General features: G+C 70.3%; 19 protein-coding genes and 2 tRNA genes. 13 read left to right on the plus strand and 8 right to left on the minus strand.

The window, feature by feature from the left end:
- Positions 1-71: 71 nt before the first annotated feature.
- Positions 72-2,648, minus strand: a complete 2,577-nt coding sequence (pepN, locus tag GTW67_RS00725) for an aminopeptidase N (RefSeq protein ID WP_161162835.1) — start codon at positions 2,646-2,648, stop codon at positions 72-74.
- A 148-nt stretch (positions 2,649-2,796) separates the two neighbouring features.
- Here pepN and GTW67_RS00730 point away from each other — a divergent pair, with 148 nt between their 5' ends.
- Positions 2,797-3,435: a mycothiol-dependent nitroreductase Rv2466c family protein gene (locus GTW67_RS00730; RefSeq protein ID WP_161162836.1), complete on the plus strand. Its 639-nt coding sequence runs from the start codon at positions 2,797-2,799 to the stop codon at positions 3,433-3,435.
- Between the two features lie 124 nt (positions 3,436-3,559).
- Here the strand turns inward: GTW67_RS00730 and GTW67_RS00735 are convergent, their stop codons facing one another.
- Both GTW67_RS00735 and GTW67_RS00740 read right to left on the minus strand, forming a co-directional pair.
- A complete protein-coding gene (locus GTW67_RS00735) occupies positions 3,560-4,201 on the minus strand; it encodes a superoxide dismutase (protein ID WP_161162837.1) in 642 nt (213 codons plus the stop codon).
- Positions 4,202-4,346: 145 nt separating this feature from the next.
- The gene (locus GTW67_RS00740; RefSeq protein WP_161162838.1) at positions 4,347-5,729 is read right to left on the minus strand and encodes an amino acid permease; all 1,383 of its coding nucleotides are present in this window, start codon (positions 5,727-5,729) and stop codon (positions 4,347-4,349) included.
- A 392-nt stretch (positions 5,730-6,121) separates the two neighbouring features.
- Here GTW67_RS00740 and GTW67_RS00745 point away from each other — a divergent pair, with 392 nt between their 5' ends.
- A complete protein-coding gene (locus tag GTW67_RS00745) occupies positions 6,122-6,703 on the plus strand; it encodes a biotin transporter BioY (protein WP_161162839.1) in 582 nt (193 codons plus the stop codon).
- A gap of 80 nt (positions 6,704-6,783) precedes the next feature.
- Here GTW67_RS00745 and GTW67_RS00750 read toward each other — a convergent pair whose 3' ends face one another.
- Positions 6,784-8,211: an amino acid permease gene (locus GTW67_RS00750; protein ID WP_161162840.1), complete on the minus strand. Its 1,428-nt coding sequence runs from the start codon at positions 8,209-8,211 to the stop codon at positions 6,784-6,786.
- Positions 8,212-8,419: 208 nt separating this feature from the next.
- On the opposite strand from GTW67_RS00750, the gene GTW67_RS00755 reads away from it, so the two are divergent.
- Together GTW67_RS00755 and GTW67_RS00760 are read left to right on the plus strand one after the other, a co-directional pair.
- The gene (locus GTW67_RS00755) at positions 8,420-8,905 is read left to right on the plus strand and encodes a ribose-5-phosphate isomerase (protein WP_161162841.1); all 486 of its coding nucleotides are present in this window, start codon (positions 8,420-8,422) and stop codon (positions 8,903-8,905) included.
- Between the two features lie 164 nt (positions 8,906-9,069).
- Positions 9,070-9,888, plus strand: coding sequence for a DNA-formamidopyrimidine glycosylase family protein (locus GTW67_RS00760; protein ID WP_161162842.1), 819 nt, complete (start codon positions 9,070-9,072; stop codon positions 9,886-9,888).
- Positions 9,889-9,913: 25 nt separating this feature from the next.
- Here the strand turns inward: GTW67_RS00760 and GTW67_RS00765 are convergent, their stop codons facing one another.
- Complete coding sequence (locus GTW67_RS00765) at positions 9,914-11,182, minus strand: GNAT family N-acetyltransferase (RefSeq protein WP_161162843.1); 1,269 nt, start codon at positions 11,180-11,182, stop codon at positions 9,914-9,916.
- A 163-nt stretch (positions 11,183-11,345) separates the two neighbouring features.
- Between GTW67_RS00765 and GTW67_RS00770 the strand changes: the two genes are divergently transcribed.
- A complete protein-coding gene (locus tag GTW67_RS00770; RefSeq protein WP_161162844.1) occupies positions 11,346-12,533 on the plus strand; it encodes a PP2C family protein-serine/threonine phosphatase in 1,188 nt (395 codons plus the stop codon).
- A 13-nt stretch (positions 12,534-12,546) separates the two neighbouring features.
- Positions 12,547-13,032 (plus strand): HD domain-containing protein, encoded by a 486-nt coding sequence (locus tag GTW67_RS00775; RefSeq protein WP_161162845.1) that lies wholly within the window; start codon positions 12,547-12,549, stop codon positions 13,030-13,032.
- Here GTW67_RS00775 and GTW67_RS00780 read toward each other — a convergent pair.
- Positions 13,029-14,159 carry an acyltransferase family protein gene (locus GTW67_RS00780; RefSeq protein WP_161162846.1) on the minus strand — a complete coding sequence of 377 codons (1,131 nt, stop codon included), beginning with the start codon at positions 14,157-14,159 and terminating at the stop codon, positions 13,029-13,031. The two genes, GTW67_RS00775 and GTW67_RS00780, sit on opposite strands and share 4 nt — an antisense overlap.
- Positions 14,160-14,727: 568 nt before the next feature.
- Here GTW67_RS00780 and GTW67_RS00785 point away from each other — a divergent pair.
- Positions 14,728-14,922 carry a hypothetical protein gene (locus tag GTW67_RS00785; RefSeq protein WP_123999966.1) on the plus strand — a complete coding sequence of 65 codons (195 nt, stop codon included), beginning with the start codon at positions 14,728-14,730 and terminating at the stop codon, positions 14,920-14,922.
- Positions 14,923-14,999: 77 nt separating this feature from the next.
- Here GTW67_RS00785 and GTW67_RS00790 read toward each other — a convergent pair.
- Positions 15,000-15,070, minus strand: a tRNA-Gly gene (locus tag GTW67_RS00790).
- Positions 15,071-15,231: 161 nt separating this feature from the next.
- On the opposite strand from GTW67_RS00790, the gene GTW67_RS00795 reads away from it, so the two are divergent.
- The 5 genes from GTW67_RS00795 to clpX all read left to right on the plus strand — a co-directional run bounded on the left by GTW67_RS00795 (position 15,232) and on the right by clpX (position 20,038).
- A tRNA-Pro gene (locus GTW67_RS00795) sits at positions 15,232-15,308 on the plus strand.
- Positions 15,309-15,485: 177 nt separating this feature from the next.
- Complete coding sequence (gene tig / locus GTW67_RS00800) at positions 15,486-16,868, plus strand: trigger factor (protein WP_161162847.1); 1,383 nt, start codon at positions 15,486-15,488, stop codon at positions 16,866-16,868.
- A gap of 355 nt (positions 16,869-17,223) precedes the next feature.
- Positions 17,224-17,829, plus strand: coding sequence for an ATP-dependent Clp protease proteolytic subunit (locus tag GTW67_RS00805; RefSeq protein WP_030399935.1), 606 nt, complete (start codon positions 17,224-17,226; stop codon positions 17,827-17,829).
- A 50-nt stretch (positions 17,830-17,879) separates the two neighbouring features.
- On the plus strand, positions 17,880-18,560 hold the full coding sequence (locus GTW67_RS00810; protein ID WP_161162848.1) for an ATP-dependent Clp protease proteolytic subunit: 681 nt from the start codon (positions 17,880-17,882) through the stop codon (positions 18,558-18,560).
- A gap of 191 nt (positions 18,561-18,751) precedes the next feature.
- The gene (clpX, locus tag GTW67_RS00815; protein WP_161162849.1) at positions 18,752-20,038 is read left to right on the plus strand and encodes an ATP-dependent Clp protease ATP-binding subunit ClpX; all 1,287 of its coding nucleotides are present in this window, start codon (positions 18,752-18,754) and stop codon (positions 20,036-20,038) included.
- A 79-nt stretch (positions 20,039-20,117) separates the two neighbouring features.
- On the opposite strand, the gene GTW67_RS00820 is transcribed toward clpX, so the two are convergent.
- Positions 20,118-21,104, minus strand: coding sequence for a hypothetical protein (locus GTW67_RS00820; RefSeq protein ID WP_161162850.1), 987 nt, complete (start codon positions 21,102-21,104; stop codon positions 20,118-20,120).
- A gap of 137 nt (positions 21,105-21,241) precedes the next feature.
- Here GTW67_RS00820 and GTW67_RS00825 point away from each other — a divergent pair.
- Positions 21,242-22,197: class I tRNA ligase family protein (locus tag GTW67_RS00825; RefSeq protein WP_161162851.1), on the plus strand; the 956-nt coding region annotated here is incomplete at its 3' end.

Below are 22,197 nucleotides of genomic sequence, written 5' to 3' on the forward strand. Positions count from 1 at the left end.
AGGGGCGCGGGGAACTGCGCGACCAGCCACGACGAACCCGCGGTCGAGGCACCGAGCCTCACGCACCCCCCTCAGAGACCGACGGAATCACACGCCTGCCCCCGCAACGCCCTGGCGAGATCATCCCGCGCCTCCAACACCAGCCGCCGCAACGCCGGCGCAGCCTTCTCGTGCGCGGCCAGCCACGCGTCCGTCGCGTCCAGCGTGTCCTGAGAGTCCCGCAGCGACGGGAACAGCCCCCGCACGACGTCCATCCCGATCTGGATCGACCGCTCGCTCCACACCCGCTCGATCACCGCGAAGTACTTCTCCGCGTACGGCGCGATCAGCTCCCGCTGCGAGGCCTGCGCGAAGCCCGCGATGGTCGCCTCCACCAGCGCGTTCGACAGCGCGTCCGACTCCACGACCTGCGCCCAGGCCTGCGCCTTCACCGCCGCCGACGGACGGGCCGCCAGGCAGCGCACCTGGTGCCGCTTGCCGGACGCCGTGTCGTCCCGGGCCAGCTCGGCCGCGAGCACGGCCTCGTCGGCCTCGCCGTGCGCGGCGAGCGGCTCCAGGAACGCCCAGCGCAGCTCCTGGTCCACGTCCAGCCCGTCGATCTTCTCCGTGCCCTCCAACAGGCCCCGCAGCAGCCGCAGTTCCGCCTCGTCGGAGGCCACCGACGCGAAGAACCGCGCCCACGCGAGCTGCTGCTCACTGCCCGGCGCCGCCTCCCGCAGCTCCCGCAGCGCGCCCTCGCCCAGCAGCCGGCCGACGGCCTCGCGCCCCTCGGGGGCCACGTAGTGCACCAGCGCCGACCCGGCCCAGGCGTGCAGCATCTGAAGGACGCCGATGTCCGACTCGCGCCCCCCGAACCGCAGCACCAGGGCGGCGAAGTCCCGCGCCGGCAGCAGCGCGTCCCGCGTCATGTTCCACAGCGCCGACCAGCACAGGGCCCGCGCCAGCGGGTCGGTCAGGGCGCCCAGGTGCTCGCGCAGCGTCGCCAGCGACGTCGCGTCGAAGCGGGTCTTGCAGTACGTCAGGTCGTCGTCGTTGACGAGGACCAGCTCGGGCGCCTCCGCGCCGGCCAGCTCCGCCACCACCGTGCGGGGCCCGTCGACGTCCACCTCGGCACGCGCGTACCGCTCCAGCGCGCCCTCGGCGGTCCGCCGGTACAGGCCCACCGCCACCCGGTGCGGCCGCAGTTCGGGGTGCGACTCCGCGGCCTCCTGCACGACCGCCAGCTCGTCGATCCGGCCCTCGGCGCTCAGCAGCACCTGCGGGGTCAGCGCGTTGACACCGGCCGTCTGGAGCCAGGACCGCGCCCAGGCGGCCATGTCCCGCCCGCTGGTCTCCTCAAGGACCGACAGCAGATCGCCGAGGCGCGTGTTGCCGTAGGCGTGCCGCTTGAAGTAGCGCCGCGCGCCCTCCATGAAGGCGTCCTGCCCGACGTACGCCACCAGCTGCTTGAGCACGCTCGCGCCCTTGGCGTAGGTGATGCCGTCGAAGTTGAGCTTGGCGTCCTCCAGGTCACGGATGTCGGCCGTGATCGGGTGCGTCGAGGGCAGCTGGTCCGCGCGGTACGCCCACGCCTTGCGGCGGTTGGCGAACGTGATCCAGGCGTCCTTGAAGCGGGTCGCGCCCACGTTGGCGAACGCGCCCATGAAGTCGGCGAAGGACTCCTTCAGCCACAGGTCGTCCCACCACTCCATGGTGACCAGGTCGCCGAACCACATGTGCGCCATCTCGTGCAGGATCGTGTTGGCGCGGCCCTCGTACGACGCCCGCGTCACCTTCCCGCGGAAGATGTACTCCTCCCGGAAGGTCACCATCCCCGGGTTCTCCATCGCGCCGAGGTTGTACTCGGGCACGAACGCCTGGTCGTACTTCCCGAAGGGGTACGGGTAGTCGAAGTGGTCGTGGAAGAAGTCGAAGCCCTGCTTGGTGATCAGGAAGACGTCGTCGGCGTCGAAGTGCGGGGCGAGGCCCTTGCGGCACATCGCGCCGAGCGGGATCTCCAGCCGCGTACCGTCCTCGAACACACGCTCGTAGGAGTCGGTCACGTAGTGGTAGGGACCGGCCACGACACAGGTGATGTACGTCGAGATCGGCTTCGTCTCCGCGAACCGCCACACCCCGTCGGCGAGCTCGCCCGCGCCGTTGCTCCACACCGTCCACTCCTCGGGCGCCCGCACCTCGAAGCGGAACGGCGCCTTGAGGTCCGGCTGCTCGAAGTTGGCGAAGACCCGGCGCGAGTCGGCCGGCTCGTACTGCGTGTACAGGTACACCTCGCCGTCCTCGGGGTCGACGAAGCGGTGCAGGCCCTCACCGGTGCGCGAGTAGGCGCACTGGGCGTCGACCACCAGCTCGTTGTCGGCGGCCAGGTCCTCCAGGACGATCCGGGAGCCGTCGAAGACCTCGCTCGGGTCGAGGTCCCGGCCGTTGAGGGACACGGCGGTCACACTCGGCGCGACCAGGTCGGCGAAGCTGCTCGCGCCGGGCTCGTTGCACCGGAAGCGGATGGTGGTGACGGACCGGAACGTGCGCGGCCCCTCGCCCTGCGCGTCACCGACGGCCGATCGCACGTCGAGGGACACCTCGTACCCGTCGACGGACAGCAGTGCGGCCCGCTCCCGGGCCTCGTCGCGGGACAGATTCTCACCGGGCACGGGCGGCACTCCCTCGGAAGGTGTTCAGTATGCGGACAGCACTGATCCTGCCATGCGCTCCTGACGCGCGGCAGCCGGGAATGGCCGGGGCCCGTCCCCGCGTTGCCCGGGGGTAACGCTCGGTCGCGCACGCCCCATGAGGAGAGACATGTCGGACAAGACTCCCGTCGACTTCTGGTTCGACCCGCTGTGCCCCTGGGCCTGGATGACCTCCCGCTGGGTCCTGGAGGTCGAGAAGGTGCGGGACATCAAGGTCCGCTGGCACGTCATGAGTCTCGCCGTCCTCAACGAGGACAAGCTCGACGAGCTGCCCGAGGACTACCGCGACATGCTGGAGAACAGGGCCTGGGGCCCGGTCCGGGTCGTGATCGCGGCCCAGGAGGAGCACGGTCCCGAGGTGCTCGGCGACCTCTACACCGTGCTCGGCACCCGCATCCACAACCAGGGCGAGGGTCCGGGCAGGGAGACGGTCGCCGCCGCCCTGAAGGACGCCGGCCTGCCCGAGTCGCTGATGGACCACTGGGACTCCACCCCCTACGAGCCCCAGCTGCGCGCCTCCCACAAGGAGGGCATCGACAAGGTCGGCCAGGAGGTCGGCACCCCGGTCATCGCCGTCCCCGGCGCCGACGGCGAGCAGCTCGCCTTCTTCGGCCCGGTCGTCACCCCGGCCCCCAAGGGCGAGGAGGCCGCCAAGCTCTGGGACGGCACCCTCGCGGTCGCCTCGGTCCCCGGCTTCTACGAGATCAAGCGCACCCGCACCAAGGGCCCGGACTTCAGCAACCTGTAGTCCGCCTCAGGGCATACAGAAAGCCCCCGCGAGTCACGTCCTCGCGGGGGCTTCCCTCATTCCGCCCGCCGGTGAAGGTTGAGAAGACGATCACGAGGCGGGACGCTTAGGTGGTGCGGGCGGCTCAGGGCGCCAGCAGCAGCGTGTTCGTACGGGACTTGGCGGCCTCGTACCGCTTCGCCACGTCCTGCCAGTTCACGACCGCCCACATCGCGTCGATGAAGTCGACCTTCTGGTTCTTGTACTGGAGGTAGAAGGCGTGCTCCCAGGCGTCGAAGACCAGGATCGGCGTGGAGCCCTGGCCCACGTTGCCCTGGTGGTCGTAGATCTGCTCGACGATCAGGCGTCCGCTCAGCGGCTCGTACGCCAGCACGCCCCAGCCGGAGCCCTGCGTGGTCGCGGCGGCCTTGGTGAGCTGCGCCTTGAAACCGGCGAAGGAGCCGAACGACTCGGCGATCGCGTCCGCGAGCTCGCCCGTGCCGTCCTTCTCCAGCGGCTCGCCGCCGCCGTCGCCGGTCATGTTGTGCCAGTAGATGGAGTGCAGGATGTGGCCGGAGAGATGGAAGGCCAGGTTCTTCTCCAGGCCGTTGATCGAGCCCCACGTCTCCTTGTCCCGCGCCTCGGCGAGCTGCTCCAGCGTGTCGTTGGCGCCCTTCACATAGGCCGCGTGGTGTTTGTCGTGGTGCAGCTCGATGATCTCGGGGCTGATCACGGGGGCCAGCGCGGAGTAGTCGTACGGCAGTTCAGGAAGCGTGTAGACGGACATGGCGGATCCCCTCCGACCTCTTATTGCAAAAGGCTTGCAAGTGCACGCTAGCAGCAGGAGGGTTCGCGGGCGCGCCGGGGCACGCGAAAGGGCCCCCGCACGGATCCGTCTCCGTGCGAGGGCCCCGGGGCTCTTCGGGTGCGGGCTAGGCGCGCGCCCGCCGCCGCTGCCAGGCGTAGCCGACGGCCGCGAGGGCCAGCGTCATCCCGCCCGTCGAGTACAGCTGCACCCGCGTGTCCGGCTCGCGGGCCATCAGCACGAACACCGTGGCCATGCCCGCCAGCGCCACCCAGGTCAGCCACGGGAACGCCCACATGCGCACCACCAGCTTCTCGGGCGCCTCCCGCTCCAGCCGGCGCCGCAGCCGCAGCTGGGAGACGGCGATGAAGATCCAGACGACCAGGATGACCGCGCCGATCATGTTCAGCAGCCAGGAGAAGACGTCGTCCGGCCGCCAGTAGCTGAGCAGCACGCAGCCGAAGCCGAACACGGAGGAGACGAGGACCGCGATCCGCGGCACCCCGCCCGACACCCGGCCCAGCGCCTTCGGGCCCTGGCCGCGCTCGACCAGCGAGTAGCCGATGCGCGAGGCGCCGTAGATGTTGGCGTTCATCGCGCTCAGCAACGCGACCAGCACGACCACGTTCATCAGCTGGCCGGCGCCCGGGATGCCCAGCTCGTCGAGGGCGGCGACGTACGGGCCCTTCGCCACGACCTCCTCGGAGTCCCACGGCACCAGCGTGACGATCACCGCCATCGAGCCGATGTAGAACAGGGCGATCCGCCACATCGCCGTGCGCACGGCGCTCGCCACGCCCTTGACCGGGTTCTCCGACTCGGCCGCGGCGATGGTGACCGTCTCCAGGCCGCCGTAGGCGAACACCGAGGCGAGCAGGCCGATGATCAGGCCGTTGCCGCCGTTCGGCAGGAAGTCGTTCAGGTGGGAGGCGCCGGGGGAGTCGGTGCCCGGCAGGACGCCGGCGATGGCCAGCACGCCGAGGACCAGGAACAGCGAGATCGCGCCGACCTTGAGGGTGGCGAACCAGAACTCGAACTCACCGAAGTTCTTCACGGCCGCCAGGTTCGTGCCGCAGAACACCACCATGAACAGCGCCACCCACGCCCACTCGGGCGTCCCCGGCAGCCAGCCGTGCACGATCTGCGCCGCGCCGATGCCCTCCAGGCCGACGGCCGTGCACAGCAGCACCCAGAACGACCAGCCCGCGGTGAAACCGGCCCAGGGCCCGATCGCCCGCTCGGCGTGCGCGGAGAAGGAACCCGACGAGGGATACGCGGCCGACATCTCGCCCAGCATCCGCATCACCAGCATCACGAGGAGACCGGAGAGGGTGTAGGCGACGACGATCGACGGCCCGGCGGCGGCGATGCCGGCCCCGGAGCCCACGAACAGCCCGGCGCCGATCACACCGCCGAGGGCGATCATCGACAGGTGGCGCTGCTTCAGGCCGTGCGAGAGAGAGGCGTCGTCCGACTGGGGCGGCGCCTCGGTGGTGGTGCTGTCGGACATCGTGCGGCTCGTCCAATGCGTGGGGGGACGGGGGTGAAAACGCCCACAGTCTCGGCGGTGCCGCCACCCTTCGACAGCGGCCGCCCATCATGCGGACGGCCACGATACGGAACGTGACAGTCCGGTAGCCCGGCGGGGTCCGGGCCTCCCTCGGCCCCCGCGCCTCCGCCGTGTTTGGCGGGACCCCACAGCCGGCGCCCGCCGCCCCGGGTGACGCTCACCTCGCCACCTCAGTGACCGGCATCACCCCGGAGCGGGTGTGCCCGGTGTTCTTTGTCGGGAGCCCACCAAGCCCGTGATCCAGCCTTTGTCGAGCGCTGCTCGTGATCGGCTCCGGCCCCCTGGGATAGCGTCGCGGTGTCCCGACATGTCCACACCACCGCGGAGTCCCCATGAGCACCGCTGCCGTCCCCGCCCGCACCGGGCAGGTCCTCGCCGACCTCCTCCCCTCCTCCCGAGTCAGGGACGTCGCGCTCGTGGCCGGCGGTGCCGTGCTCACCGGCGTCGCCGCCCAGATCGCGGTGCCCGTGCCCGGCTCCCCGGTGCCGGTGACCGGCCAGACCTTCGCGGCGCTCCTCGTCGGCACCTCCCTCGGCGCCGGCCGCGGCCTCCTGTCCCTCGCGCTGTACGCGCTGGTCGGCATGGCCGGCGTGCCGTGGTTCGCGGAGGGCGGCTCCGGCACCGGCGCCCCGTCCCTCGGCTACGTCTTCGGCATGCTGCTCGCCGCCACGGTCGTGGGCGCCCTCGCCCGCCGCGGCGCCGACCGCTCGGTGCTGCGCACGGCCGGCACGATGCTGCTGGGCGAGGCGGTCATCTACGCCGTCGGCGTCCCGTACCTGGCCCTGGCCGCCGACATGTCCCTGAGCGCCGCGATCGCGGCCGGTCTCACGCCGTTCCTGATCGGCGACGCCCTCAAGGCCGCCCTGGCCATGGGCGTGCTGCCGGCCGCCTGGAAGCTGGCCGGCAAGCGGTGACGCGGTAGCGGCCGACACGCGAAGAGGCTCGCCCGGGCACAGTGCCCCGGCGAGCCTCTTCGCGTTCCCGCCGTACGGCGTCAGCTCCGGCGGGCGACGACCCGCTGCTTCACGACGGCGATGACGAGCACGACCGCCGCGACGAGCAGCGTCAGCAGCACCGTCGTACGCCCGTCGTGCTCGGTGTCGGTCAGCATGTAGCCCAGCACGAAGACGATCACCGCGGCGGTGATCCAGGTCAGGTACGGGTACAGCCACATCCGCACGACCAGCTTCTCCGGCGCCTCGGCCTGGATGATCTTCCGCAGCCGCAGCTGCGAGAAGCAGATGACCAGCCAGACGAACAGGGCCACCGCGCCCGAGGAGTTGAGCAGGAAGAGGAAGACCGTGTCGGGGAACTTGTAGTTGAAGAACACCGCGACGAAGCCGAAGACGACGGACGACAGGATCGCCGTCTGCGGCACCCCGCGCCGGGTGGTCCGGGCGAACGCCTTCGGCGCGTCCCCGCGCTGACCAAGCGAGAAGGCCATGCGGGACGCCGTGTAGAGCCCGGAGTTGAGGCAGGACAGCACGGACGTCAGCACGATGAAGTTCATGACCTCACCGGCGTTCGGGATCCCGAGGGAGTCCAGGGCGGCGACGTAGGAGCCCAGGTCGACGATGGACTGGGAGTCCCACGGCAGCAGGGTCACGACGACGAAGATGGACCCGAGGTAGAAGACGGCGATACGCCAGATGATGCTGTTCGTCGCCTTGGTCACCGCCCGCTGCGGGTCCTCCGACTCACCGGCGGCCAGGGTGGGGATCTCGCTGCCCATGAAGGAGAAGACGACCAGCAGCACACCGGTGAGGATCGCTCCGGGCCCGTGCGGCAGGAAGCCGCCGTGCGCGGTCAGATTGGACAGCCCCGCCTGGTCGCTGTCGACGCCCGGCAGTACGCCGAAGACGGCCAGCCCGCCCACGACGATGAACGCGGCGATCGCCACGACCTTGATCCCGGCGAACCAGAACTCGAACTCGCCGTAGGAACCGACCGAGGCGAGGTTGGTGGCGGTCAGCACCACCATCACGATGAGGGCCCAGCCCCACTGGGGCACGGCCGGTATCCACCCTTCGAGGATCTTGGCCCCGGCGGTCGCCTCCACGGCCAGCACGACGACCCAGAAGAACCAGTAGAGCCAGCCGATGGAGAACCCGGCCCAGGGCCCGAGCGCCCGGTCGGCGTGGGCGGAGAAGGAGCCGGACGTCGGATTGGCGGCGGACATCTCACCGAGCATCCGCATCACGAACACCACGAGGGTGCCGACGAGGGCGTACGACAGCAGAATGCCGGGCCCCGCGGTGGCGATACCCGAACTGGATCCCACGAACAGCCCGGCCCCGATGACACCGCCGATGGCGATCATCGAAAGGTGGCGGTTCTTGAGACCGGCCTGGAGCCCGGACCCGGGTTCTCCGGGTTCTCCGGGGCCGTTCCCGGCCTTTGTCAGAGTCGGCTGCGAAGTCATGGGGGTGTTTTTCCTTTGCGCCGGTCGAGCATTCACCCGTACGAGCGGTGTACGAGCCGGACCAGTGAAACGGAGGCGAACGAATTCGGGAACCTTTGATTCCGGATCGTTACTTGAGCTTTCCCTGAGCTTTCATGGTTTCCCCTCCCTTTTTTCACAGTCGACACCCGACGCTGCTTCCCCTGGGCCCGCGTGTCACACTCGACGCATGCGCGTGTATCTCGGCTCCGACCATGCGGGCTACGAACTCAAGAACCACCTCGTCGAGTGGCTCGAGGCGGCGGGCCACGAGCCCGTCGACTGCGGACCGCACATCTACGACGCCCAGGACGACTACCCCCCCTTCTGCCTCCGTGCGGCCGAGCGGACCGCCGCGGACCCCGACGCCCTCGGCATCGTGATCGGCGGCTCCGGCAACGGCGAGCAGATCGCGGCGAACAAGGTCAAGGGCGTCCGTGCGGCGCTGGCCTGGAGCGAGGAGACGGCGTCCCTGGGCCGCCAGCACAACAACGCCAACGTCGTGGCCGTCGGCGCCCGCATGCACTCGCAGGAGGAGGCGACGAAGTTCGTGGAGACCTTCCTCGCGACGCCGTTCTCGGGCGACGAGCGCCACATCCGCCGCATCGACATGCTGACGTCCTACGAAACGACGGGCGACCTCCCGCCCATCCCGCCGCACCACCCGCAGCAGTAACGACGACACCGGAGCCCCGGGGTTTCGACTCCCGCTTCTCGGCCGACCGAGTCGGGTGGAGTGGGTGGGTAACGCCCTGGGGTCCGGGGCGGAGCCCCGGAACGAGCCCCGCTTCTCGACGGACCGAGTCGGGCGGGCGGGCAAGGAACCGAAAGGACCCCGCCGTGCCAGAGGGGCACACGATCCACCGCCTGGCACAGGACTACGCCACCGCCTTCGCCCGCACGGCAGTGCACGTCACCAGCCCCCAGGGCAAGTTCTCCGACGCCGCCGCCCTCCTCACCGGCACCGAACTCACCCGCACCGAGGCCCACGGCAAGCACCTCTTCCTGGGCTTCGGCGCCGCCGACTGGGTCCACATCCACCTCGGCCTCTTCGGCAAGGTCGCCTTCGGCGAGACCCCCGCGCCCCCGCCCACGGACACCGTCCGCCTCCGCCTCGTCAACGACACCGCGTACGTCGACCTCCGCGGCCCCACCACCTGCGCCCTGATCACGGACCCCGAGAAGCAGGCGATACACGACCGCCTCGGCCCCGACCCGCTCCGCCCGCCCGGCGACGGCAACGACCCCCGCACCGCCTACGCCCGGATCTCCCGCAGTCGCACCACCATCGCCGCCCTGCTCATGGACCAGAAGGTCGTCGCCGGCGTCGGCAACGTCTACCGCGCCGAGGTCCTCTTCCGGCACGGCATCGACCCGTACCGCCCCGGCAAGGACATCACCCCAGCCGAGTGGGACACCATCTGGCACGACCTCGTCGCGCTCATGCACGAGGGCGTCCGCGAGAACCGCATCGACACCGTCCGCCCGGAGCACACCCCGGAGGCCATGGGCCGCCCGCCCCGCGTCGACGACCACGGCGGCGAGGTCTACGTCTACCGCCGCACCGGCGGCCCCTGCCACCTGTGCGGCGACGCCGTCCGCACCGCCGAACTCGCCGCCCGCAACCTCTTCTGGTGCCCGACCTGTCAGAAGGGCTGACCGCCGCGCAGGCGACGCCGGGCCGTCAGAACCCGTGCGGCAGCCACGGCGCCACGTCGGACCCGAACCCCACCGACGCCTCCGCCAGCGCACCCGAGCGCAGCTCCCGCACCCGCCCGGCCGCGCCCAGCGAGCCCAGGCTCACGCCCCCGAGATAGGCGGCCCCCAACTCCCGTACGGACAGGGCGAGATCGGCCGCGTCGGACGTACGCTCGCAGGACGCCCCCTTCGCGTCCCCCGTCAGCCGCCAACGCCCCTCGTTCCAGGGGCAGAAGACGTCCTCGACGTCGAACACGACGTCCACCGGCGCCTGGTACGTACGCGCCGCCAGCGCGGCCCCCACGTCCACCAGCCGCACGTACAGCGCGTCCCGCAACTGCGGCCGGCACCGCCGGATGTCGGACACTTGGTACTGCCACGCCTCGTCGACCGGCCGCCCGCGCGTGGCCACCTTCCTCGTCAGGTCGACGTCGAACAGGAAGCGCCACAGCGCGGCCTCCGAGGCCGGATCCAGCCCGGCCAGGTCCTGGAGCACCACCGTGCCGTCGGGCCCCGTGGTCCCCCAGTCCGCCCGCACCCGGAACCGCGCGTACCCCGTGACCTCCCCGTCCCGCCGGGCGACCACGCACTGCAACGGCGACGCGCCGTTCCGGGCGCTCTCCGGATCCAGCAGGCCCAGCCGCTCCCAGCCGGGGCCCCGCTCCAGCATGCCGGGCCGCCCGGGCACCAGCCGCGCGTACACCGCCTCGCACGCGTCGAGGACGTCCGCGGGCCCGGCGTACCGCACCCGTACGCCGTCCGTCCCGTCCGGCACCGACAGGCGGACCCGGTCGGTCTCGATCTCGGCGTTCACCTGGAAGGTCGCCGCGCCGTAGCCGAACCGGCCGTAGATCGCCGGTTCCGAGGCCGTCAGCACGGCCAGCGGCTCGCCCCAGGACCGTACGTCGTCCAGCTGCCGTCGCATCATCGACGTCAGCACACCCCGGCGCCGGTGCGTGGCGGCGACGCCGACCATGGTGACGCCCGCGGCGGACACCGGCGCACCGCCGGGCACGGTCATCCGGAAGGCGAACGCGCCCGCCGTACCCACGCACTCGTCGCCGTCCCAGACACCGAGGGAGCGGTCGTACCGCGTCAGCTCCCGGTACAGTTCCAGCTCCTCGGCCGGTTCCGGGATGCCGCCGAAGGCACGGAGCAATGTCCCGTACCACGTGTCCCATTCGTCCGGCCGCAGAACGCGCAGCCCGCTCGTGGCGTCGAATCCGCCGGTGTAGCCGTTGCCGTCGTTGCCCATGGGCCCATGCCTACCAGGGCCCCTCAGGACGGGCGAGGGAATTTCCGCCAGGTTGCGGCGCGACGGCCGTTCGTGAAGTTCACTGTGAAGTCCGGCCTCGGACGGGGGACAAGCAGGACCTCCCGTGCCAAGCGACCGGTCCGATGGATAGGGTCCCGAACTAATGGCAGCAGGACGACAGCGGCGCGCAGAGGCCGAGACGTTCACGGCCCGGTGGAACAAGCAGTGGCACCGGGCCCGCGTCGGCATGCGCAGATCCGCCGTCGACTACTTCCGCGGCGACGGCTCGGACTGGATCGCGCTCGCCGGGCTGCTGCTGATGGTCCCCGTCATCGCGGCCACCACGATGGTCAACTCCGTGTGGTGCTCACCGGCCGCGCTGGTGCTGCCCATCGTCGCGGGCGGCCTGCTGCTGCGCCCGGCGAGCCTGCTCGGCCTGTACGCGGCGGCGGCCACCGCCCTGATCGTGGAGTCGGTGCAGCTGGGCCCCTACACCGAGGGCCCCTCCCGGGTCACCCCCGGTGTGGTCCTGGTCGTCGCGGCCTGCGGCTTCTTCGGACTGCTGATCGCCCAGTTCCGCAGCCGGGTCGGCGTGCCCTGGCGGCGCGGCGGCACCATGCTCTTCGACCTGCGCGAACGCATCCGCGTCCAGAGCAAGCTGCCCCAGCTGCCGCCGGGCTGGCACCGGGAGATGGCGCTGCGCCCGGCCGGCGGCCAGTCCTTCTCCGGCGACTTCGTCGTCGCGGCCCGCACCAACGGCGGCCGGACCCTGGAGGCCGTGCTCACCGACGTGTCCGGCAAGGGCATGGACGCCGGCTCTCGCGCCCTGCTGCTGTCGGGCGCCTTCGGCGGACTGCTGGGCAGCCTCCCCCCGCACGCCTTCCTGCCGGCCGCCAACGGCTACCTGCTCCGCCAGGACTGGGACGAGGGCTTCGCCACCTCCATCCACCTCGTCCTGGACCTCGACTCCGGCGACTACGAGCTGTACTCCGCCGGGCACCCGCCGGGCCTCCAGCTCAGCGCGGGCACGGGCCGCTGGGAGGAGAAGTCCGCCGAGGGACCGCTGCTGGGCGTGTACGACGGTGCCCAGTTCGACCCGGTGAAGGGCACGCTGCGCCCCGGCGACGTGTTGATGCTGTTCACGGACGGTCTGGTGGAGACCTCCGACCGCGACATCGCCGAGGGCATCGACCGGCTCACCGGAGAGGCCGACCGCTATGTCGCCGGCGGCTTCCACGGCGCCGCCTGGCACCTCATCGAGGCAGTGGCCAAGGACGTCAACGACGACCGGGCGCTCCTGCTGATCTGCCGGGAGGGCCCGACGGCCCACTCCGCGGCCGCGGCGGACTGACACACTGGACCGCGTGTCCCCCACCCCACCCCCCTCACCCGCTCCCGGGCCCGCCGGCCGGCTCTCCCCGGCCGACGTCGAGGCCGTCGCCCGCGCCGCCCACACCGGACAGACCGACAAGGCCGGACGGCCCTACGCCGAACACCTGCTGGCCGTCGCCGAGGGCGTCCGGCGGCGCGGCGGGGACGACGAGCAGATCGCCGCGGCCTGGCTGCACGACGCGGTCGAGGACGACGCGCTGTCGGAGCGGTGGCTGCGCGAGGCCGCGCTGAGCGCCCGCACCAAGGACATCGTGCGCGCCCTCACCAAACGGGCGGGGGAACCGCCCGAGGCGTACGCCGCCCGCATCCTCGCCACGCCCGGCGCCCTGCTGGTCAAGGAGGCGGACCTGGCGCACAACGCGGACCCGGCCCGGCTGGCGGTCCTCGACGCGGCGACCCGCGCCCGGCTGACCGAGAAGTACGCCCGCATGCGCGCACTCCTCGGCCTGGACGGCTAGACCGGGACCTTCTCGCGCCGCTCCTCGGTCTTCTGCCGTTCCCCGCGCGCGACCGGGGGCGCGACGGCCTCCGGCCGGAACGCCCACGCCATCCCCGGCTCCATCACGCACCGGAACACGCGCCGTACGGGCGCGGTGCACAGCAGCGTGACGGCCGCCGCGGCCGCGACCGTCGCGGCGAGCTCACCGAGCGGCCGGTGCAGCGCGGGCCGGTCGAACAGGCCCGTGTAGTAGCCGGCCTTGATCAGGAAGCCATGCAGCAGATAGCCGTAGAGCGTGCCCGTGCCCAGGGCCGTGAACCAGGTGCGCCGGCCCGGCACCCACGAGAAGAAGCAGGCGGTCAGCAGCAGCGAGCAGCCGAAGAGGGCGAGCGTCATGACCGGCCCGGTCCACCACGGGGCGCCCATCTCCTGCGCGGCGGCGTTGTGGTAGACCCAGCTCAGGTCCATGTGCGGGGACGCCCACCAGCCGACGAGCAGCGCCGCCGCGAACACCGGCACCGACGCGATCCGCACCGACCGGCGCCGCACCAGACGGAAGTGCTCGGGCCGCAGGCACAGGCCCAGCACGAAGCAGGGCAGGAACTGAAGCAGCCGCTGCATGTCCAGGTCGTCGCCGATCTCCGGTGCCATCGAGGCCAGCATGGCGATGGCCAGGGCGACGGGCAGCGGATGGCGGATCGCCTTCCACAGCGGGGTGGTCAGTCGCCAGACGAACAGCGCGCACAGGAACCACGTCAGATACCAGGGGTCCAGCAGGCTGATCCCGTGCCGCGGATCGTCCCCGGCGAAGCGCTGGAAGAGGGCGTAGGCGGTCTCGAAGACGACATAGGGCACGGCGACGCCGGTGATCAGCCGTCTGACCCGGTCGGGGCGCATGCCGAAACTGCGGGAGAAGTACCCGGAGATGATGACGAACGCCGGCATGTGGAAGACGTAGACCACCGTGTACAGCGTCGCCAGGACCCGGCTGTCGTCGTTGAGCGGGTCCCAGGAGTGGCCCATGGCCACCAGCACGATCGCCAGGTACTTGGCGTTGTCGAAGAACGCGTCGCGTCGCGCGCCGGACGGGGGCGCGCCCGTCGTCGACCTCGCTGCGTTTGTGGGGGACGAGGCAGCGTTGAACATCTGAGGCACCCTAGCGTCGGCCGAGTGATCCCGTAAAACCATCCACGCCCCTCCGCTATTCGGGTTTCACGACGCCCTCGGCGACTACCCCCAATTCCGGGAGAGTTGGCCTCCCGAATTGCGTGACAGGCCCCACAGCCACCAGTGTCACCGGGCTCCACGGGGGCCTCAACAGGCCCGTATTGTCATGACTCTTCGGCACGAAAGCAGGCATGAGCCCGCCGGGCGACTCCACGGGAATGTCCGCCTCCGGCCGCCTCCCGTATCCCCGCGCGGCGCGCCCGATGTGTCCGCGAAGACAATTCGAAATGCCTGCGAACGTGTTGTGTGGCCATGGAAACGAAACGGTTCGAATTCCCCGTGCGAGTGTCGGGTCGAATTCCTGTACGGAGGGCGCCCGCAGGGCGTGCCCGCGTGCGCGGGGGAGCACGTCTGGCCGGAAGACAGTCGGACGATGTGTCACCTGCCGCATGACGGGGCCCGGTTGGTGGCACGATGGTTCTGGCGGGGGTGCGCGGGGGCGCATCCCCGGGCCGGGAGAGCGGACCGACCTAGGGTGTGATCAGTTGTGGCCATTTCACTGTCAGTGGTGCTGCTGTTGGCGATCATCCTGGTGGTGCTGCTGCGAGGAGGCTCCATCAAGGCGGGCCCCGCCATCGTCGCGGTCCTCTTCGGCTTCTTCCTCGCCTCGACGGGCATGGCCGACGACATCCAGCGCTTCCTGAACTCGATCGCGGAGACGATCAACTCCATCCAGTTCTAGGACACACCCCCGCGGTCCCGGCACGCGGAAGGCCTCCGGCCCGGTCCCCTCGGGGGACCGGGCCGGAGGCCTCTCGGAGCGGGCGACGGGAATCGAACCCGCGTAGCTAGTTTGGAAGACTAGGGCTCTACCATTGAGCTACGCCCGCACAGCGCACCGCGGCTCGCCGGCCACGGCACTGAAGGCATCGTAGCGGGTCGTCGCCCCTCGCCGCACACCCCTTCCCGTCCGCGCCGGGCCTTCGCGGGCGCGCGGGAAATACGACGGGCCCCGGCACCCGGCGGCATGTACCCTACGTGTCGCACCAGACGGGGTGTGGCGCAGCTTGGTAGCGCGTCCGCTTTGGGAGCGGAAGGCCGTGGGTTCAAATCCCGCCACCCCGACCATCCACCGGCCATGGCGATCGGCAGTGATCGTCTTTTGGGCCGTGTAGTCGCTGCCGTTACTATGCAAGCTGCACGCCCGTGTGTCTCAGCGTATGAAGTCTCCGGGCGGCGAAATTTGCCGGATGCCTCTCTGGCTCCGGCAGAACCCAAGAAGTCAGCCACCAAGGAGACCGAACCGTGAAGAGCGCCGTGGAGACCCTGAACCCGACCCGGGTTCGGCTCACTGTCGAGGTGCCCTTCGAGGAGCTCAAGGACAGCCTCGACGCGGCGTACAAGAAGATCAACCAGCAGGTCACGGTGAAGGGCTTCCGCAAGGGCAAGATCCCGGCCCGGGTCATCGACCAGCGGTTCGGCCGCGGTGCGGTCCTGGAGGAGGCGGTCAACGACGCGCTTCCGAAGTTCTACACCGAGGCGGTCAACGAGGCCGAGCTGAACCCGCTCGGCCAGCCCGAGGTCGACATCACGGAGCTGAAGGACGGCGAGACGCTGAACTTCACCGCCGAGGTCGACGTCCGCCCGGCCGTCGAGATCCCGGACTACTCCGGCATCGAGGTCGAGGTCGACGCCGTCGAGGTCAGCGACGAGGACGTCGAGAAGTCGGTCGAGCAGCTGCGCGAGCGCTTCGCCTCGACCTCCCCGGTCGAGCGCGCCGCCGCGGAGGGCGACGTGCTCACCATCGACCTGCAGGCCAAGGTCGACGGCGAGGTCCTGGAGGACGGGGTCGCCGACGGCGTCTCCTACACCATCGGCTCGGGCGAGCTGCTCGACGGCATCGACGACGCCGTGAAGGGCCTGGAGGCCGGTGGCGAGGCCACCTTCACCTCCGAGCTCAAGGGCGGCTCGGCGGCCGGCAAGGAGGCCGAGGTCACCGTCAAGGTCACCCAGGTCGCCGCGCGCGAGCTGCCCGAGCTGGACGACGACTTCGCGCAGCTCGCGTCGGAGTTCGACACGCTGGACGAGCTCAAGGCCGACAGCCGCAAGCGCCTGGCCAACATGAAGCAGTACGACCAGGCCACCCAGGCCCAGGAGCGCGTGCTGGACAAGCTGCTCGAACTGGTCGAGGTCCCGGTCCCCGAGAAGCTCCTCGAGGACGAGATCAACACCCGTAAGCACAACCTCGAGCACCACCAGCTCGGCCAGATGGGCCTCACCCTCGACAAGTACCTGGAGCTCCAGGGCAAGACCGCCGAGGAGTTCGACACCGAGACCCGCGAGGCCGCGGTCAAGGGCATCAAGACCCAGTTCGTCCTCGACGAGCTGGTCAAGCAGGAGAAGCTCAACGTCAGCCAGGAGGAGCTCACCGAGCACCTCATGCGCCGCGCGGCCTCCTCCGGCATGTCCCCCGACCAGTTCGCCCAGGCCGTCGTCGAGCAGGGCCAGGTCCCGCTCCTCGTCGGCGAGGTCGCCCGCGGCAAGGCCCTGGCCGCCGTGGTCGAGAAGGCCACCGTCAAGGACACCAACGGCGAGGTCGTCGACCTGGACGACGAGGAGGACGAGACGGAGGCCACCGAGGCCGCCGCCACCGAGTCCACCGACGCCGAGGAGAAGACCGAGGGCTGATCCCCTCGCGCTTCCTCAGACGGACGCAGAACGGGCCCCGGACGACCGACGCCGGGGCCCGTTCGTCATACGGCTGCCCAGCCCACCCAGGGGCGCGGGGCTGTATCGATGTGCGGCTCCGCCGCGTGGGCGCGATCAACCACGACGCACCGGCACCCGGCGACGAACAGGCACCGTCACGGCGCTACGCCCCCGGCGAACACCCGCAGAACCGGGATGGCACCGGAGGGTCACCGCGTTAGGGTCCATGAATACGAGGGCAGGGGAGTCCCCGAAAGCGGCTCCAGCCCCGCAGGGAAACGTGAGACGGCCCGGCGCCGTCGTAAGACGAGCAGGTGGATACGTGACGAATCTGATGCCCTCAGCCGCCGGCGAGCCCTCCATCGGTGGTGGCCTCGGCGACCAGGTCTACAACCGGCTGCTCGGCGAGCGGATCATCTTCCTCGGCCAGCCCGTGGACGACGACATTGCCAACAAGATCACCGCGCAGCTGCTGCTCCTTGCCTCCGACCCGGACAAGGACATCTTCCTTTACATCAACAGCCCCGGCGGCTCGATCACGGCCGGCATGGCGATCTACGACACCATGCAGTACATCAAGAACGACGTGGTGACGATCGCGATGGGCCTCGCGGCCTCGATGGGCCAGTTCCTGCTCAGCGCGGGCACGCCCGGCAAGCGCTTCGCCCTGCCGAACGCCGAGATCCTGATCCACCAGCCCTCGGCCGGCCTGGCCGGCTCCGCCTCGGACATCAAGATCCACGCCGAGCGGCTGCTGCACACCAAGAAGCGCATGGCCGAGCTCACGTCCCAGCACACCGGTCAGACGGTCGAGCAGATCACGCGCGACTCGGACCGCGACCGCTGGTTCGACGCCTTCGAGGCCAAGGAGTACGGCCTCATCGACGACGTCATCGCGACGGCCGCCGGCATGCCGGGCGGCGGCGGCACGGGCGCCTGAGCCCCCTGACGCCCCGAGCCGACCGCCTCAGCCTCTTCCCAGGAGACACTGTGAACGACTTCCCCGGCAGCGGCCTGTACGACCGCTCACGTGCCGAGTACACCGGCCCGTCCGCCGAGTCCCGCTACGTGATCCCGCGCTTCGTCGAGCGCACCTCGCAGGGCGTGCGCGAGTACGACCCGTACGCGAAGCTCTTCGAGGAGCGCGTGATCTTCCTCGGCGTGCAGATCGACGACGCCTCCGCCAACGACGTCATGGCCCAGCTGCTGTGCCTGGAGTCGATGGACCCGGACCGCGACATCTCGGTCTACATCAACAGCCCCGGCGGCTCCTTCACGGCGCTCACGGCGATCTACGACACCATGCAGTACGTGAAGCCCGACATCCAGACGGTCTGCATGGGCCAGGCGGCCTCCGCCGCGGCGATCCTGCTGGCCGCCGGCACGCCCGGCAAGCGCATGGCCCTGCCGAACGCCCGCGTCCTGATCCACCAGCCGTACAGCGAGACCGGCCGCGGCCAGGTCTCCGACCTGGAGATCGCCGCCAACGAGATCCTGCGGATGCGCGCGCAGCTGGAGGAGATGCTGGCCAAGCACTCCACCACGCCGGTCGAGAAGATCCGCGAGGACATCGAGCGCGACAAGATCCTCACGGCCGAGGACGCGCTGAGCTACGGCCTGATCGACCAGATCATCACCACCCGGAAGATGGACAACTCCTCCCTGCGCTAGGCGGGAGGCGGTAACGTCTGCCGCCCCTTGGCACGGTTTGGCGCGGTTCACGTCAAAGCGAACCGTGCCAAGGGGGGCCCGGACGGGGGGCCCGGCAAGGTACCGTCGGACATAAGGCAGCACCAGGAGTCAGCCGGCCGTCGACGTCGCGTCGACGGCCAGGAGTCTCCCAGGCGAAGGGGAAGCACACCGTGGCACGCATCGGTGACGGCGGCGATCTGCTCAAGTGCTCGTTCTGCGGCAAGAGCCAGAAGCAGGTCAAGAAGCTCATCGCAGGGCCCGGTGTGTACATCTGCGACGAGTGCATCGATCTCTGCAACGAGATCATCGAGGAAGAGCTCGCCGAGACCAGCGAGGTGCGCTGGGAGGAGCTCCCCAAGCCCCGCGAGATCTACGAGTTCCTCGAGGGGTACGTGGTGGGCCAGGAGGCGGCCAAGAAGGCGCTCTCCGTCGCGGTGTACAACCACTACAAGCGGGTCCAGGCCGGCGAGAACGGCGGCGCGCAGGGCCGCGAGGACGCCATCGAGCTGGCGAAGTCCAACATCCTGCTGCTCGGCCCCACGGGCTCCGGCAAGACCCTGCTGGCCCAGACCCTCGCCCGCATGCTGAACGTGCCGTTCGCGATCGCGGACGCCACGGCGCTCACCGAGGCGGGGTATGTCGGCGAGGACGTCGAGAACATCCTGCTGAAGCTGATCCAGGCCGCCGACTACGACGTCAAGAAGGCCGAGACCGGGATCATCTACATCGACGAGATCGACAAGGTCGCCCGGAAGAGCGAAAACCCGTCGATCACGCGTGACGTCAGCGGCGAGGGCGTCCAGCAGGCCCTGCTGAAGATCCTGGAGGGCACCACGGCCTCCGTGCCGCCGCAGGGCGGGCGCAAGCACCCGCACCAGGAGTTCATCCAGATCGACACGACGAACGTGCTGTTCATCGTGGGCGGTGCCTTCGCGGGCCTGGAGAAGATCATCGAGGGCCGGGCCGGCGCCAAGGGCATCGGCTTCGGCGCGCAGATCCGCTCCAAGCGGGAGATCGAGTCCAAGGACCAGTTCGAGCAGGTCATGCCGGAGGACCTGGTGAAGTTCGGGATGATCCCCGAGTTCATCGGCCGCCTGCCCGTCATCACCTCGGTCCACAACCTCGACCGCGAGGCCCTGCTCCAGATCCTGGTCGAGCCGCGCAACGCGCTGGTCAAGCAGTACCAGCGCCTGTTCGAACTCGACGGCGTGGAGCTGGACTTCGAGCGCGAGGCCCTGGAGGCCATCGCCGACCAGGCCATCCTCCGCCAGACCGGCGCCCGCGGCCTGCGCGCCATCATGGAGGAGGTCCTCCAGGGCGTGATGTACGAGGTCCCGTCCCGCAAGGACGTCGCCCGCGTCGTCATCACGGCCGACGTGGTCCTCTCCAACGTCAACCCGACGCTGATCCCCCGCGATTCGCGAGGCCGCGGCCCGGGGGAGCAGAAGACGGCGTAGCCGTCGCCGTACACACGCGGAAGGGGCCCGGTCGACTCGACCGGGCCCCTTCCGTCGTTTCCGTGCGTCAGCGTCAGCGTCAGGCCTTGACGCGGACGTCCCCCCGGAGCTTGGCGGTCAGCTCGGCGGCCTTGTTCAGGTCGGCGGCCTTGCCGGCCATGGCGTCGGCCACCTCCATGCTGATGTTCACGCCGATGGTGCTGTGGTCGCCCCAGATGCACACCGGCATGTGGATCTCCGCCGGCCCGGTGGTCGGGTCGCCCGACACGGCGTCGTCGTTCTTGATCTTCAGTTCCTGGCACTTCAGGACCGCGCCGCTCAGCCCGCTGGGCTTGAACTCCTTCGGAGAGCCGACGGCCTCGCCCTCGGTGGTCTTGTCCTCGGTCGCGTTCTTCTTCACCTCGGCGAACATGGCGTCGACGACCTTCTCCGGGTCCTCGATCTCGCCGTACACGCCCATGAAGTTGATCACCTTCATGGCGAGCGGGTTGTTCTCGTCCCCGCCCTGGTAGGCGGCGCTGACGTCCTTGGCGTTCTTCACGCCGTGCTTCTCGGCGTCCTTCAGGTCGTCCTTGGTGAAGCCGCCGCTGTCCTCGTTGCTGTCGTCGCTCTTCTTGTACTCGCCGCCGATCACCGTCGCCGGGGTCGTCAGCTTGTGCGGGCCGTCGTCGGCGATGTCCGAGCCACTGCCGCTCCCGCTGCCGCCGAGGACGAAGTACGCGCCCACGCCGATCGCCGCCACCACCGCGACCGCGCCGATGATCAGGCCCGTCTTCTTCTTGCCGCCCGCCGGGGCCGGGGGCTGGGGCATGCCGTAGGGCTGCTGGCCGTAGGGGGCCTGCGGCGGGACGCCGCCCTGGGCGGGCTGCTGCGGGTAGCCGTAGCCCTGCTGCTGGCCGGGTGCCTGCTGCGGGTAGCCGTAACCGGGCTGCGCGGGAGGTGCCTGCTGGGGGTAGCCGTAGCCGGGCTGGGGGGCCTGCGGCTGCTGGCCGTACGGTCCCGGCTGGCCGTACGGTCCGGGCTGCTGGGGCTGCCCGCCGTACGGGCCCGGCTGGTTGTGACTCATTGCTGGGTTCCCCTCCAGATGCTTACGTGGTTCTGACATCCTGACTCAGGTCTGGCGTGCGCAGGTCACCGGGGGCCGCACCGTTACAAAGGAAACGCGTTTCGGGACAGGGCCGTGACGCCCGTAAACTGACCCCCGTGACCGAGAACGCTCAGCAGCAGCCACCAGCGCCCGACACCGAACTGCCGACCACCTACGCGCCGGCCGATGTAGAGGGGCCGCTGTACGAGCGCTGGGTGGAGCGGGGCTACTTCGAGGCGGACGCCAAGAGCGACAAGCCGCCGTTCACCGTCGTCATCCCGCCGCCGAACGTCACGGGCAGCCTGCACCTCGGGCACGCCTTCGAGCACACGCTCATCGACGCCCTGACCCGCCGCAAGCGCATGCAGGGTTTCGAGACGCTGTGGCAGCCCGGCATGGACCACGCCGGCATCGCCACGCAGAACGTCGTCGAGCGGGAGCTGGCCAAGGAGGGCAAGTCCCGCCACGACCTGGGCCGTGAGGCGTTCGTCGAGCGCGTCTGGCAGTGGAAGGGCGAGTCCGGCGGGCAGATCAGCGGCCAGATGCGCCGCCTCGGCGACGGTGTCGCCTGGTCGCGTGAGCGCTTCACCATGGACGAGGGCCTGTCCCAGGCCGTCCAGACCATCTTCAAGCGGCTCTACGACGACGAGCTGATCTACCGCGCCGAGCGCATCATCAACTGGTGCCCGCGCTGCCTGACCGCGATCTCCGACATCGAGGTCGAGTACCAGGACGACGACGGCGAGCTCGTCTCCATGAAGTACGGGGAGGGTGACGAGACCATCGTCGTCGCCACCACCCGTGCCGAGACGATGCTCGGTGACACCGCCGTCGCCGTCCACCCCGAGGACGAGCGGTACAAGCACCTCGTCGGCAAGCTCATCAAGCTGCCGCTGACCGACCGTTCCATCCCGGTCGTCGCGGACGAGCACGTCGACCCCGAGTTCGGCACGGGCGCCGTCAAGGTGACGCCCGCCCACGACCCGAACGACTTCGAGATCGGCCAGCGGCACGACCTGCCGTCCATCGCCGTGATGGACGAGCACGCCGTCATCACCGCGCACGGCCCCTA

This window comes from Streptomyces sp. SID5910, assembly GCF_009862125.1.
In the GTDB taxonomy this organism is placed as follows: Bacteria; Actinomycetota; Actinomycetes; order Streptomycetales; family Streptomycetaceae; genus Streptomyces.

Coding starts and splice junctions, on each gene's coding strand:
- GTW67_RS00730 (WP_161162836.1), top strand. CDS start 2,797: ATGTCGGACAAGACTCCCGTCGACTTCTGGTTCGACCCGCTGTGCCCC.
- GTW67_RS00735 (WP_161162837.1), bottom strand. CDS start 4,201: ATGTCCGTCTACACGCTTCCTGAACTGCCGTACGACTACTCCGCGCTG.
- GTW67_RS00740 (WP_161162838.1), bottom strand. CDS start 5,729: ATGTCCGACAGCACCACCACCGAGGCGCCGCCCCAGTCGGACGACGCC.
- GTW67_RS00745 (WP_161162839.1), top strand. CDS start 6,122: ATGAGCACCGCTGCCGTCCCCGCCCGCACCGGGCAGGTCCTCGCCGAC.
- GTW67_RS00750 (WP_161162840.1), bottom strand. CDS start 8,211: ATGACTTCGCAGCCGACTCTGACAAAGGCCGGGAACGGCCCCGGAGAA.
- GTW67_RS00755 (WP_161162841.1), top strand. CDS start 8,420: ATGCGCGTGTATCTCGGCTCCGACCATGCGGGCTACGAACTCAAGAAC.
- GTW67_RS00765 (WP_161162843.1), bottom strand. CDS start 11,182: ATGGGCAACGACGGCAACGGCTACACCGGCGGATTCGACGCCACGAGC.
- GTW67_RS00770 (WP_161162844.1), top strand. CDS start 11,346: ATGGCAGCAGGACGACAGCGGCGCGCAGAGGCCGAGACGTTCACGGCC.
- GTW67_RS00780 (WP_161162846.1), bottom strand. CDS start 14,159: ATGTTCAACGCTGCCTCGTCCCCCACAAACGCAGCGAGGTCGACGACG.
- GTW67_RS00805 (WP_030399935.1), top strand. CDS start 17,224: ATGCCCTCAGCCGCCGGCGAGCCCTCCATCGGTGGTGGCCTCGGCGAC.
- GTW67_RS00820 (WP_161162850.1), bottom strand. CDS start 21,104: ATGAGTCACAACCAGCCGGGCCCGTACGGCGGGCAGCCCCAGCAGCCC.